Raw genomic sequence first — 13,241 nt, forward strand, 5'->3', positions numbered from 1 at the left:
TAGGTTCTTGAACGATGGAATCAGTTGGTTGGTTTAAACTGAGATTTACGCATACGGTTTAGTGCCGCCATCACATCCAACGTACGAGGTTTCGCAAGATCACCTTGTTTAGGTAGATTTGCGTACCATTCGCCCGTCAGCATTTCCTCAATCTCTTTCGCTGGGTTGTCACACCATCCTGGTAGCTGCGCTAATTGGAACCATAACCAGCCAATGGTATTCACTTCACTCGCAGACTCTAATTGCTCAAGTGCACTTAAATCAGCGAACTCCTTACCAAAACGTAGAGAATCTTTGCCTTTGGCGCTAACTCGGAATTTTCCATCAAGTAAAATGTTCATCAGAGCAACTCGGTTTAGAGCGCGTGGACGGAACGTTTTTAGGCTTTCTTCCGATTCATTGTGACGTTGAGTAGGGTGCTGTGCAATGACCTGTTTTGCCTTTTCTGTTACATCAACCGCTTGGTAATCATGCATTTGGATAACGGTATTTGCAACGTCCAGGTAATCACCTGAGCCGCCCATAACGATAATGGTTGAAATCTCCAGTTCGTCTCGTAATTGTCCAATGCGATCAACCAGCGGGGTGATTGGCTCATCTCCTTTTGCAACCAATGCTTGCATGCGTTCATCGCGAATCATAAAGTTGGTTGCCGATGTATCTTCATCGATCAGCAGAGAGCTTGCTCCTGCCTCGATAGACTCTTGCAGCCATGCGGCCTGAGAGGTAGAACCCGACGCGTCTTGAGTCGAGAAATCTGCCGTATCTTTACCCATTGGTAAGTGGTTGATGTAATTAGACAGATTCAAATGGTGTACGCAGCGACCATCTTCCGCACGGATCTTCATCGCATTATGGTCTGTAACGATGTACTCACGGCCATCACCAGGAATGTGGTCATAAATCGAACGTTCAATGGCATTTAAAAGCGTCGATTTACCATGGAAACCGCCGCCAACAATCAACGTGATACCTTTAGGAATGCCTAAACCCGTAATGTGGCCTTTGTTTGGTGCGTGCAGTGTTACTTGTAGTGCCTCTGGTGCCTTGAATTCAACGGCATCTTTCATTGGTAGATCACAGTTACCTGCGATACGTGGTAAAACACAGCCATTTGCTACAAACGCAACTAAACCATTCACTTCTAACTGTTCTCGAAGTGCCGCTTGGTCTTCGATTACCTGACAGTGTTCAATCATTGCTTGTTTATCCAACTCACGCTCAAGTGTCGCGCGGCGAATGAACTTTGGTAAATGGAAAGTAAGGATATTGATGGTCTTTTTACCAAGAACAGATCGACCATCTGCTGGCAAATTCACACGAAAACGCAGTTCGATACCTTCTTCAGTAAATACGACCGCAGTATTATCCAATACCGTTTGACCGCTCAGTGCGATAGATACAGAGTTTTCTTGTTTCGCAAACTGTTCAAAACTACGTGCAATAAAGTCACGCGCAGCACGTTGATATGCTGGAGATTCATCTTTTAACCATTCAAGGCCGGTTAATGACCATGCTCGAGTGGCACGCAAACGAGAAGGTGAAGCGTACGGGTCACCTTGAACGTGATCGATATGCAGGTTGAAATCACCGAAGTCGAACTGACCTTTGATTTGTTGGTAAGCACGATAGTTCTGCTTTTCGATTTTTTTTAGCGTGGCAGTCAACTGATCCATGAAGATATTGGCCTTTTTATTAGAAGCGGGTCGCGATTATAGAAACCACCGCAAGCAGAGTAAAGAAATTGCTTATGAAGAATAGGTGTATTGACCACCTAAGAGGTTTTGATTATACAAACTTTGTTCAAATTCATTGCTGGACATCGGTTTTCCATATAAGAAACCTTGTCCAATGTCACATCCCTCACCAATTAAAAATTGCTCTTGTTGGGTTGATTCAATGCCCTCTATAACAACTTGCAAGTCCAACTTCTTAGCGATGTGAATAATGGAACAGATGATAGCTCGGTCATCGTCAGACTTTTCCATTTGATGCACAAAACTCTTATCAATTTTGATGGCGTCAAAAGGGTACTTTTTCAAGTAGCTAAATGACGCATAGCCAGTTCCAAAATCATCAAGTGACAACGTCACGCCAAGGTCGTGTAATTTATTCAAAGTATTTCGAGCAACAACTTCGTCTGCTATCAGTGCGCTCTCCGTGACTTCCAACTCAAGAAACTTAGCGGGTAAATGGAAGCTATCGAGCAGATGCTCAATTTGTTCTGCAAAGTTTACGTTTTGTAATTGAATCGGAGATACGTTGACGGCAATTCTAAAGTTATCAATGATCTCAGACCATTGTTTTGCTTTATCTATCGCAGTACGTAAAACAAATGAACCGACTTCGAAAATCAATCCATTTTGTTCCGCCATATGAATGAGAGCTTCATTAGAAATATCACCGAGCACTGGGTGACGCCAACGTAATAGTGCTTCAGCGCCAATCCATTTGTGCGTGTGAGGTAACACCTTGGGTTGGAAATAAAGCATTAAGTCATCATTGCGAACGGCTTGGAGCAGGTAGCTTTCTAATTGATTGTGATGATGTAGATCGTGAATATGGTTGTCACTAAAAAAGCAGCTCGTTTCACCTGATTCTTTACAAAGTAGCATGGCATGACAGGCATTTTGGAGCAGCTGTTTTGCATGATAGCCTTGCTTGGCTTGCACGACCCCAATATACGAATGCAAATGTACTTCGGTATTATCTATCGGGAAGCTGCCAAGGCTCACATGTGAGATATCGTCAATCAGATGTTGGACTTTTAATTCTAATTCTTCTCCCCACATAAGAATAACGAGATCGTTAGAACTCGGTCTTCCCGTTACGAAATAATTCGATTCGTTATGGCCTAAGCGAAAACGAAACTCTTTTAATACTTGGTCAAATGCCTCAAAACCATATTTGGTTTGAATGCTGCGTGCATTAGTAAAACCTACATCAATAACGACTAACGTTTCTGTGTTGTGATCAAACGATTCAAGCGTTTCATCTAAGACGTTTTCTAACGCTGCTCGATTCAAGAACCCTGTTCCTTGGTCGTGCGTTTTTTGATAGCTGACTTGGCGTTCTGCCGCTTTTCTTCGATCAATTTCTTTATCTAACGAATAGCTTAACTGGGCGAGATCTGTTGTACGAGTTTCTACCCGGTTTTTAAGCTCGCTATTGAGCCGAAGGAGTTTATGTTGTTGAAAGACTACGGCTAGTTGTGCCTCAATCGCATCTTTAAATGTATTGAGCAATTGGCGATAGGTATCCGTATAATGATTTTCTTTAGAGTCAAGCATGCAGATTGTGCCAAATGTTTCACCATTCGGCCAATAAAGCGGCAACCCACAATAAGAAATCATGCCATATTTGATGTCTGGATTCTTGCACCAAACTTTGTCAGGCAGTGCATTCACTACGATGAGTTCGCGTTTGTTTTCAATGACGTGCTCACAATACAACCCGTGACCGAGTGCTTCTTTGTCTCCAACGTGATAGGGGTTGTTATTTGTTTCACTGGATGTGCTAACTTCAATATGATTTTGATGTACGCGCATAATTAAACTGGTAGGGACATCGGCGATTTGTGCAATCAAATTGACGATGTTCTGCCAATTCTTCTGCATAGATGCGGGTATCTCATAGTCTAATGTTTGAAACGCTGCCATTTTAAATTTTCCTTTCCCTTCATTTCACATCCTGTGATTCACCCTGGTGAAGACATAAAAACAGGGACGATAAATGCTCACCATTACTTGTACGTAACTTAAGTAATTATAGAGTTAGGGAATTCTGAGATAAAAAAAAAGCCCAGAAAACCGCTCTGGACTTACATTTATTTAACATGTTCTCTAAGATGAGACGCCACACTTCACACTATATAACTTCGAATCATGTTTAGCACAGTTTACTTTTATTAAGGTTTCAGTCTTTTTAGTGCTTTTAACGAGATGTCTTGTGCGTAATCGACATCTGCAAAGTTGAAACCGTTTAGTTTCATAAACTCATCTTTAAAACCAGCGTAGTCACCCAGTTCTTTAAAGTTACCCGCGTTCATTTGCTCTAGTAATTCAGAGACCTTTTGTTGTGCTTCAGGATCTAATTCTAAGTCGTCAATACGAATCAGGCGTTCACCATCCACGGGGACTTTGCTTTGGCCGTATAGTTTAGTCGTAAACAAACGCTGCATTTGTTCGATGCATCGCTCATGAGTACCTTTCTCTTTCATAACGCGATAGAGAGCGATTAAGTATGGGCTCAATGTAGGGATAAACACACTTGCTTTGGTGACTAGCGCCTTACAAACGGTAGCGTAAGCACCACCATTAAAGTTTGCTAGTTTGAGGTTAAGCGCATGGCTGGTTTGGTGCAAATCAACCTTAGCACGACCAAGAGTGCCATCTAGGTAGATAGGATGGGTGACTTCTGGTCCCATATAAGAAAAAGCAATCGTCTTACATCCCTCAGCTAAAGACTCAGCGTTAATTAAGGTATCAATCCAACTTTCCCAATCACCGCCGCCCATTACTTTAATTGTCGCATCGGCTTCGTTTTCATTGGCAGGCTCAAGCGTTGATTCAACCCATTGGTCGTTTTCAAGCATGATGGATGCACCGGTAACGGATTCACCAATCGGTTTGATAACACTACGCCAAAGCTCTTCAGAATCAGGATTAGGACGAACGCCCGTCGCTAAGCTATAAATCACTAAATCTACTTCACCCTCAAAGTAGGTTTCAATGGCTTCGATAACTTGGGTACGTACAGTATTCGAAAAAGCATCGCCGACGATATTAATCGCGGTTCGTCCGTGGTGAGTCGCTTCATCCTTAAAATAAATGTTGTTGTACCAACCAGCACTGCCAACGCCTTTATCTGATGGCCCTCTTTCAAACGAAACACCAATTGTGTCAGCTTCTGCTCCACCAAATGTAAGGGCAATACGAGCGGCTAAGCCAAAACCGGAGGAAGCTCCAATAATCAACACTCGTTTTGGGCCTTGTTTAATCTGTGGCGCCTGTTTAACGTAGTCAATTTGCTCTTTAATGGAAGCTCGGCACCCATACGGATGTGCTGAACGAGCGACAACACCTTGAATTAACGGTTCTATTTGCATTTTTATTATCTAACCTTGGTGAATAAGATTCAGATAAGGTTAACGTAAAGTTTGGTAAAACTTATTGAGCTAGACCAGTAAAATTAGAGATGTTTAAGCAATTCTTGAGCAATAAAGTCAGCGATGTATGGTTGGGCTTCTGGCTTTGGATGTAGGCCATCATCCATCATCCATTCCGGTTTTATGATGATATGTTCAAGAAAGAATGGCATCAGCGCGACTTGTTGATGCTCAGCCAGTTTAGGATAAATATCATAGAACATGTCGCTATAGCGTTTGCCGTAATTGGGTGGAACACGAATTTGCATCATGACGACTTCGGCACCAGAATCTTTGATCATAGTAATCATTTTTGAAAGATTCGACGTAATAAGTGTTGGAGGGAAGCCTCGCAAGCCGTCATTTGCACCGAGCTCGATTAAAACCATATCAGGCGTATGTTGCTCTAGCAGTTGTGGAAGACGAGCTAGCCCATTTCCTGTTGTGTCGCCAGAGATGCTTCCGTTTACAACTTTTACATCTTGGCCATGTTCTAATAACGCATCAGGGAGTAAGCTAGGCCAACTCTCCTCAATTGGCATTTGATAACCAGCGCTTAAGCTGTCGCCTAAAACAAGTAACTTTTCGTTCGCATGCGCGGTAACGGAAAGACAAAGAAAAAGAACTAAGGAAAGTAAACGAATCATGCAAACACCTGTACTTAATGCACCCATTGTTCAAGCTAATGTGGTTTCAAAACAAGTCTCTACTAATCAAGAGCAATTAACAATCCTAAAAAATGTAAATGTTGACATAAGAAAGGGTGAAAAAATTGCCATTGTTGGCACGTCAGGTGCCGGTAAATCAACATTAATGACCTTGCTCGCAGGTTTAGACGTACCGACCTCCGGCGAAATTACGTTGCTAGGCCATGAGCTTTCTAAATTGGACGACGAAGCGAGAGCAAAGATTCGAGCTGAATCTCTTGGATTTGTTTTTCAAAGCTTCCTCCTTATCCCGAGTTTAAGCGCTTTACGAAATGTCACTCTTCCTTGCCTATTAAGGGGGGAAGCTGAAAATGATGCAAGAGCGACACAATTATTGACGGCCGTAGGGTTAGAAAACCGGTTGGATCACTTACCCAGCCAGCTCTCTGGGGGAGAACAGCAGCGAGTAGCACTTGCCCGAGCATTTATGACGCAACCAGAACTGCTTTTTGCAGATGAGCCAACAGGCAACTTAGATCACCAGACGGCTGACAAGGTCATAGAATTGTTGTTCGAGCTAAATGAAGAACACGGAACAACCTTGATCTTAGTAACACATGACCGCCACTTAGCCAGTCGCTGTGATCGGGTATATCGGATGGAAGCAGGGGAGATCCATGAGGAGGTAACATGTCCGTGATCTCTTCAAGTGAAACGAATTCCCGCTCAGCCGACCCTACACAGAATCACTCACCAAATAAGAGCTTGGTCCGTTGGAGCTTTGGTGAAATACGTCAAGGAAACCTTTGGCCTATCAGTGTTGCTTTGATCTTGGTGATTGCCAGTATCTTTGCGCTATCAGCACTCGCAGAGCGCATGGAGCAAGTCATCGTTAAGCAAGGTAAAGATGCACTGACGGCCGACGCGGTGTTTGTCTCCGCGAATCCAATTCCAGAGTCGTTGTTGTCAGCAACAGACAAATTAGAGCGTGCGACCATGACGCGCTTTGCTACGATGGCATTTAGCGATACGGGGATGCAACTGATTTCCGTTCGAGCAGTGGATGAACAATATCCATTGATGGGGGAATTGGTATTAGAAAACAGTGAATCCGGACCAATTCAAGCGTCTCAACTTTGGTTGGATGAGCGCATCATGGCTCAACTTGATGTGGAAAGGGGTGACGTTGTCACCATTGGTGATGCTGACTTTACTGTGTCGGGGGCGGTTCTGATGGAACCAGGCCTAAGCTTTAATCCTTTCCAACAAATGCCATCGGCATATATTCACCAAAGCGACGTGGCAAAAACCGGCGCGATTCAAGTTGGTAGCCGAGTACAATATCGCCTTTTTCTTAAAGGGGACGATGGGGCGATAAGCCAACTTCAAGAAAGTACAGAGCTATCACCCAGTGATCGTTGGAGAACTCAAGATACAGCAAGCCGTAGCAATGAAGTATTTGAGCGTACGACTCAATATCTGTCTTTAACGGTCGCGATTGTGATTATTATGGCTGCAACGACACTGGTTTTGACTTGTCAGAATTATGTGAACAGCCGTACACAAACCATTGCTATGTTAAAAAGTCTCGGAGCCAGTCGTCGTTGGATAGAAAAATGGCTTGTAATTCAAGTGTCTATTCTTCTAGTTAGTGCCAGTGCAGTTGGGCTTCTGTTAGGTAGCGGGCTTGAGTATTTGTTGAGGATTCCTTTATCAGATTTATTACCTAATCCGCTACCTAGTTACGGCGTCACTCCATTTTTAACGTCGGTGGTTTCAGCATTGTTAATTACTGTGCCAGCGCTAGGGATTCCATTACTCGGTCTTATCAAGACGCCAGCATTGGAAGTACTGCAACAAGGTAGTAGTCATCGCTCTTGGAAGCACATGGTATTGGTGTTGGTTCCGTTGATACCACTTCTCGTGTTATACGCGAACAACACCTTGGTCTGGATTGTCCTTGCTGCGATTGCTGCATTATTTGTTTTGCTTGCTGTTGTCAGTGTGTTGATAACCAAGTTTCTCGCAAATATCTCAACTCGTCCAGCTATGAAATTGGCGCTCAGTCGAATAAATAGAACACCGGTAACCAGTGGATTGCAGTTTGGTGCTCTGTCACTTTCACTTATGTTACTGTCAATCATCTGGTTGGTTCGTAGCGATATCTTGGCGGATTGGTCAAGAACACTTCCTGCCGATGCGCCTAATGTTTTTGCGTTAAACATTGCTGACTATGAATTGGCAAGCTATTTAGAAACACTTGATGCTAATGGCGTGACAAGGTCACAAGCATTTCCAATCATTAGAGGTCGACTCGCGGAAATTAACGGTCAAAACGTCAAAGAGATGGAGTTTGCTGGTGATGGATCAGATGCCATTCGAAGAGAACTGAACCTCACTTGGGGTGATACGTTACCCGAGTACAATGACATACTCGAGGGGGATTGGACCAATAAGGTGAGTGTTTCCGTGGAAGCGCAAGTTGCCTCTGATTTAGATATCCAACTCGGCGACACGCTGCGATTTGTTATTAATAGCCAAAACTTTGATGCTATCGTTGACAGTATTCGCCATGTGGAATGGCGTGATATGAAACCGAACTTCTATTTCATCTTTTCATCCGATGTCATGGCAAGTCTACCGGGGTCTTATTTGATCAGTTATCGAATCAATGAAGATAATGAAGCATTACTTACCTCAATGTCGCGCGCGCATCCGACCGTTTCAGTGCTCGATATCCGCACAATGGGTGACAAAATCCAAGCGCTTATCCAACAGATTGTGTCTGCCATTACCATTCTTGCTCTGTTGGGGGTGGTAGCAGGGCTTTTATTAATATTCACACTGCTACGTTTAAGCCTTTCTCAACGTCAGCAAGAAATTCGTCTATATCGAACATTAGGTTCGAGCAAAAAACGAATCAATACCACATTGTGGGCGGAATACGGCATTATGGCGTTTGTTGCCAGTGGCGTTGCTGCATTGGCCGCTGAGTTGTGTGTGGCCGCGGTGATGACGTATGGCTTCGATCTTAAACCGCAAATTCATCCGGAATTGTGGATAGCTTTACCAACGGCAACGTTTGCGGTACTTGCACTCGTTGTAATGAGTCTTCTGAAAAGATTGTTAACGCCAGTAAGCACTTAAACGAAAAGCTATTCAGCACGTAGCACACCCCCTCATGACAGTTTTATTCCAGTTATCCACAAAAACGGTGGATAACTTTATGGATAACTGGATGGGTTCAAATGAGGGGGATTTCCGCAGGCTTTGTGCCGTGGGTGATAGCGGAAAGATGTTATTCACACAAGTTAAAAAACGCGTCTCACCAATAGCCTCGTCAAGCATTTTTTTCGAAAATTTGAGTTCCAAATTGAGAATATTAGGGCTGGAGTGTACCTCATGTAATCCCATGAACTTTTTGTGATTTTAATCATGATAAAACCCGAGTAGAATTCGGAAATATAAAGATTTTCCCTTATAAAACTTTCAGTGAAGCCATGAAGTCTGAGTTTCAAAATCGTAAAGATAAACACATTGCCATCATAGGTGGGGGTGTTGCAGGTTCAACCGCCGCTATTCACTTTGCAGAGCTAGGCTTTAGCGTGTCTGTTATTGAGAAAGGCGTTTCGTTGGTTAATGGGCCGCCAATTTGTCATTTGCATGCGGGTGGCAACCTATATCGTGAAATTTCTGAGCAACAATGCTTAGATTTACTTACTCAATCGATTGATACAATTCGTTTGTATCCAAATTCATTGAATATTCGTCCGACTATTATTGCCGTTCCTCATTCTGATGGAGGAGACCCAATGGCGTTATTACCACGCCTTGAGGTGATCAAATCTGCTTATCAATCACTGGTAAAGAGTGACGAGCGAAACAAAGTTCTTGGCGAACCAGAACACTACTTTAAGTTGTATTCGCAAGAGGAGCTTGAAGAGTTAGCGACAAAAACCCAACCTGAGTTTCCGCAGAGCATCGATGAGTGGTGCATTCCTTTCGCTCAGCATGCGGATCTAAACACGCTGAAGTACCCGGTGGTAGCCGTTCAAGAATATGGATGGAGTGTTTTTCGTTTAGCCGCCATCGCAAACATGACCTTAGCATCACTCCCGAATGTCGAAGTCATCACACAAGCTGAGCTTAAAAAAGCATTTTGGGATGGTTCTTCTTGGCAGCTGAGTTATCAACATGATGATCAGGAGTGCAAGTTAGCTTGTGATTACCTAGTGAACGCATGTGGTTTTGAAACGGGCTATATGGATGACTCCGTAGGGGTTTCGCGTGATCGCCTTGTAGAATTTAAAGCGGCTTACGTTACTCGCTGGCAAGAGTGTCATCAAAAATGGCCTGAAGTGATTTTCCATGGCCCTCGTGGTACGGATAAAGGAATGGCACAGTTAACGCCTTATGGTGATGGCTATTTCCAGCTACACGGGATGACTAAGGGTATTACGCTGTTTGATGATGGTTTAGTCGGTAGCACTAAGGTCTCTGCTCAGCCACAGTTGCCAACAAGATTACTCGCTAAAATTCGTCAAGGCTGGCGAGAAGAAATCTTAGAAGAACGCACCTACAACGCCATTCATCATATGTCACAGTTTGTTCCTAATTACCACACTGCCGTGAAAGGCGGCAAAGCACTGTTTGGGGCGCAGCAAATACCAGGGATCGATCCCGTGTTACGTGCGGCTGATGTTACGTTTGAAGATAATCATTACGCTCGTATTGAAGTCGTTAAAGCCTCATCGACCTTGTTAGCCGCTCAGAAGATGGCAAAGTGTTGGTTTAATATTGAACCAAACCACAACGTTGAAGACCAGCATCCTATCACTGTTCATTGGAGTGATGCACAAATTGAGGAGTACGCTAAGTCATTAGCGCACGAGCGCGGCTATCCTAGCGCCCTTGCGATACGTTACGGTATGTAATGACTTCACCATAAGCGAACCGAACCAATAGCCGTGTAAACCACGATGATGTGGTTTACCTAAATGGGCTCAATAGCCAAAAAACTGAGCCCACTGGCACCACACATCTTGTAAGCCTTTTCGATCACCTTTCACAAAACGCACCTTTTGACCGGGTTTTGCTTGTGCTAGCCTTGGTAAATCGATACGCGCAACGCAGCCCAATTTAGGGTAGCCTCCAATGGTTTGATGATCATTGAGTAAAATGATCGGATTACCATCGCTTGGAAGTTGAATAGCACCTAATGCGACCCCCTCAGATAACATGCGAGTGTAGGGGACTGCAATAGGCGTTCCCTCTAGTCGATATCCCATTCGATCAGAATTTACTGAAACATCAAAACAAGAGGAGTAAAAGGTGTGTTTCGCGGCGTCGTCAAAGTCATCACATTGGTAACTTTCAATAACACGTAACGTGATCGGTAAATTATAGTCAGGCTTAAAACGAAATGTCATTTGCCGCGATTTCGACCGCGGCAAAGAATGGGCCGGAAAAGAAAGCCTATCTCCAGTTTGTAGAGGCTGGCCATTTTGAGTTAAACCACCTAATGATTCACGTACCACGGTAGAAACGCTACCTAAATGGGAATGAACAATAAAGCCACCTTTGACCGCGAGGTACGCTCGTAATCCGTTCTTTGGTGAACCAAATTGCAATGTTTGGCCCCGTAACAAGGTAAAATCAGACCAATTTGGTATCACCTTGCCATTCACTGATGCGTTTAAGTCACCACCACAAACTGCTAAATGGCAATCTTCCAATGCCTGAAAGCTCGTATTACCGAATGTTATTTCAATCACGGCACTGCCTACAGGGTTTGAAAGTAAATGATTCGACCAACTGTAAGCGTAATCGTCAACGGGGCCACCTTGTGTGACGCCAATATGAGACAAACCAAACCGCCCAAAGTCCTGAACTAACGACAGAGGGCCGGGCTTTTTAACCAACAATGTGCCTCGCTTCATAACTCTCCCCCCAGATTGATAAATTCTTGTTTGGATATTGCACCAAACGTGACCTTGTCACCTACCTCGAAGGGGATAAAAGGAGGGCTATCAGAAAAAAAATGAATTGGGCTTCGGCCAATGATATTCCACCCCCCAGGACTTTCTGATGGGTAGACTGCGGTTTTGGCATCAGCTATGCCAACGCTGCCAGCGGGGACATGTGTTCTGGGCGTTTTACGTCGAGGCATTTGTAGCTCAGCCTCGACGTTAGAAAGAAAAGCAAAACCAGGTGAGAACCCAATCGCGGAAACGGTGTAAACTGGCTTGGTATGAGCTTCAATAAGTAAATCGAGAGTTATCCCTTTATCGATATAGCGCTTGATGTCTAGAGCCGTTTCTTCCGAATAGTAAACAGGAATTGAGACATAATTAGGTTGTTTGTTGTCTAAAGACTGAACATCAAACGCTTGGAGTAATTGTTGCAGTTGGGTAAGAAGTTGATGTTCAGAAACTCTGAAAGGCAGGTAATCTATTAATACGGTCCGATAAGCAGGGGTTACATTCATGATGCACGTATTGAACGTGTCGTTTATCTGATGCGCAAGCTCACCAACATGCTCAATCGATACACTTTCATCAAACCGAACGAAAATACTGCATTCAGAGATAAGTGAGATAGAAAACTGCCCTTGTTTCATTAACTTCCCCCGGTATATAAGTTCCTACGAATACTTTGAATTAGCGCAATTGCGTCATCATTATCTCCGTGCACACAAATAGTATCAGCTTCTAGAAGAATGTACTTACCAGAGGCTGTTTTGACTCGCCCAGATTCAGCAAGCATTTTTACTTGCTCCAAAATAGCATGTTCACTGCTTAGTACAGCATTAGGCTGGCTTCTAGGCGTTAATAAGCCATTATCCTGATACAGACGATCTGCGAATGCTTCAAATAACAGAGGGACATCAAAGTCATCTGCGATTTCTAAATATTTATCGTTTTCTTGAGAAGCAAGAATCATTAACGGAACTTTAAACAGAGCAACCGCTTTAACCACCGCACGAAAAACCGAGTCATTCATCATCATGTCGTTGTACAACGCACCATGAGGTTTTACATAGCCAATATCGGTATATTGAGCGCGACAAAGTGCCTGTAAAGCCCCAACTTGATAGATGATCATATTGGTTATGTCATCGTTGTTCATCTTAATGCTTCGACGCCCGAATCCTTGTAAATCAGGGTAGCTAGGGTGAGCACCAATTTCGACGTCATTTTGGTTTGCTAACGCAATCGTATCGTGCATAACACGAGGATCGGATGCATGAAATCCACATGCAATGTTGGCCATGTCGATATATGGTATGACCTTGTCGTCCGCGCCCATTTTCCAAGCACCAAAGCTTTCGCCCATATCGCAATTCAATGTTAGTTGTTGTTTATTCAGTGGCATAAATTAGTTCTGCTGTTGATCCCATAATTAACATGCAAGAAAAGGAGATGCATTTCAGTGACAAAGCTCATTAT

The 13,241-nt window shown here is 43.7% G+C and carries 10 protein-coding genes; 3 read left to right on the forward strand and 7 right to left on the reverse strand.

Annotated elements, in window-relative coordinates; translation table 11 throughout:
- Positions 1-20 precede the first annotated feature (20 nt).
- The 4 genes from VA249_RS17460 to tesA all read right to left on the reverse strand — a co-directional run bounded on the left by VA249_RS17460 (position 21) and on the right by tesA (position 5,793).
- A complete protein-coding gene (locus VA249_RS17460; RefSeq protein WP_221072025.1) occupies positions 21-1,676 on the reverse strand; it encodes an ABC-ATPase domain-containing protein in 1,656 nt (551 codons plus the stop codon).
- Between the two features lie 72 nt (positions 1,677-1,748).
- Entirely contained in the window at positions 1,749-3,659 is a 1,911-nt protein-coding gene (locus VA249_RS17465) for a bifunctional diguanylate cyclase/phosphodiesterase (protein WP_221072026.1), read from the reverse strand.
- Positions 3,660-3,907: 248 nt separating this feature from the next.
- Positions 3,908-5,107, reverse strand: coding sequence for an enoyl-ACP reductase FabV (gene fabV / locus VA249_RS17470; protein ID WP_221072027.1), 1,200 nt, complete (start codon positions 5,105-5,107; stop codon positions 3,908-3,910).
- A gap of 83 nt (positions 5,108-5,190) precedes the next feature.
- Positions 5,191-5,793, reverse strand: coding sequence for a multifunctional acyl-CoA thioesterase I/protease I/lysophospholipase L1 (gene tesA / locus VA249_RS17475; RefSeq protein ID WP_221072028.1), 603 nt, complete (start codon positions 5,791-5,793; stop codon positions 5,191-5,193).
- On the opposite strand from tesA, the gene VA249_RS17480 reads away from it, so the two are divergent.
- The 3 genes from VA249_RS17480 to VA249_RS17490 all read left to right on the forward strand — a co-directional run bounded on the left by VA249_RS17480 (position 5,792) and on the right by VA249_RS17490 (position 10,727).
- Complete coding sequence (locus tag VA249_RS17480) at positions 5,792-6,493, forward strand: ABC transporter ATP-binding protein (RefSeq protein ID WP_221072029.1); 702 nt, start codon at positions 5,792-5,794, stop codon at positions 6,491-6,493. The two genes, tesA and VA249_RS17480, sit on opposite strands and share 2 nt — an antisense overlap.
- Positions 6,484-8,940, forward strand: a complete 2,457-nt coding sequence (locus VA249_RS17485; RefSeq protein ID WP_221072030.1) for an ABC transporter permease — start codon at positions 6,484-6,486, stop codon at positions 8,938-8,940. Before VA249_RS17480 ends, VA249_RS17485 begins: the two co-directional genes overlap by 10 nt.
- A 353-nt stretch (positions 8,941-9,293) precedes the next feature.
- Positions 9,294-10,727 carry an FAD-dependent oxidoreductase gene (locus VA249_RS17490; RefSeq protein WP_221072031.1) on the forward strand — a complete coding sequence of 478 codons (1,434 nt, stop codon included), beginning with the start codon at positions 9,294-9,296 and terminating at the stop codon, positions 10,725-10,727.
- A gap of 69 nt (positions 10,728-10,796) precedes the next feature.
- On the opposite strand, the gene VA249_RS17495 is transcribed toward VA249_RS17490, so the two are convergent.
- Genes VA249_RS17495 through VA249_RS17505 form a run of 3 tightly spaced genes read right to left on the reverse strand, consistent with a single transcriptional unit; the run spans position 10,797 to position 13,167 of the window.
- Positions 10,797-11,732, reverse strand: a complete 936-nt coding sequence (locus VA249_RS17495; RefSeq protein WP_221072033.1) for a 5-oxoprolinase subunit C family protein — start codon at positions 11,730-11,732, stop codon at positions 10,797-10,799.
- Complete coding sequence (locus VA249_RS17500) at positions 11,729-12,412, reverse strand: 5-oxoprolinase subunit B family protein (RefSeq protein WP_221072035.1); 684 nt, start codon at positions 12,410-12,412, stop codon at positions 11,729-11,731. The genes VA249_RS17495 and VA249_RS17500 overlap by 4 nt, the downstream gene beginning before the upstream one ends.
- A complete protein-coding gene (locus VA249_RS17505) occupies positions 12,412-13,167 on the reverse strand; it encodes a 5-oxoprolinase subunit PxpA (RefSeq protein WP_221072036.1) in 756 nt (251 codons plus the stop codon). The genes VA249_RS17500 and VA249_RS17505 overlap by 1 nt, the downstream gene beginning before the upstream one ends.
- Positions 13,168-13,241: the final 74 nt, after the last annotated feature.

The organism is Vibrio alfacsensis, from assembly GCF_019670485.1.
Taxonomy (GTDB): Bacteria; Pseudomonadota; Gammaproteobacteria; order Enterobacterales; family Vibrionaceae; genus Vibrio; species Vibrio alfacsensis.

Excerpts from the sequence above, each read along its gene's own strand:
- VA249_RS17460 (WP_221072025.1), bottom strand. The coding sequence starts at position 1,676 with ATGGATCAGTTGACTGCCACGCTAAAAAAAATCGAAAAGCAGAACTAT.
- VA249_RS17465 (WP_221072026.1), bottom strand. The coding sequence starts at position 3,659 with ATGGCAGCGTTTCAAACATTAGACTATGAGATACCCGCATCTATGCAG.
- fabV (WP_221072027.1), bottom strand. The coding sequence starts at position 5,107 with ATGCAAATAGAACCGTTAATTCAAGGTGTTGTCGCTCGTTCAGCACAT.
- VA249_RS17480 (WP_221072029.1), top strand. The coding sequence starts at position 5,792 with ATGCAAACACCTGTACTTAATGCACCCATTGTTCAAGCTAATGTGGTT.
- tesA (WP_221072028.1), bottom strand. The coding sequence starts at position 5,793 with ATGATTCGTTTACTTTCCTTAGTTCTTTTTCTTTGTCTTTCCGTTACC.
- VA249_RS17485 (WP_221072030.1), top strand. The coding sequence starts at position 6,484 with ATGTCCGTGATCTCTTCAAGTGAAACGAATTCCCGCTCAGCCGACCCT.
- VA249_RS17490 (WP_221072031.1), top strand. The coding sequence starts at position 9,294 with ATGAAGTCTGAGTTTCAAAATCGTAAAGATAAACACATTGCCATCATA.
- VA249_RS17495 (WP_221072033.1), bottom strand. The coding sequence starts at position 11,732 with ATGAAGCGAGGCACATTGTTGGTTAAAAAGCCCGGCCCTCTGTCGTTA.
- VA249_RS17500 (WP_221072035.1), bottom strand. The coding sequence starts at position 12,412 with ATGAAACAAGGGCAGTTTTCTATCTCACTTATCTCTGAATGCAGTATT.
- VA249_RS17505 (WP_221072036.1), bottom strand. The coding sequence starts at position 13,167 with ATGCCACTGAATAAACAACAACTAACATTGAATTGCGATATGGGCGAA.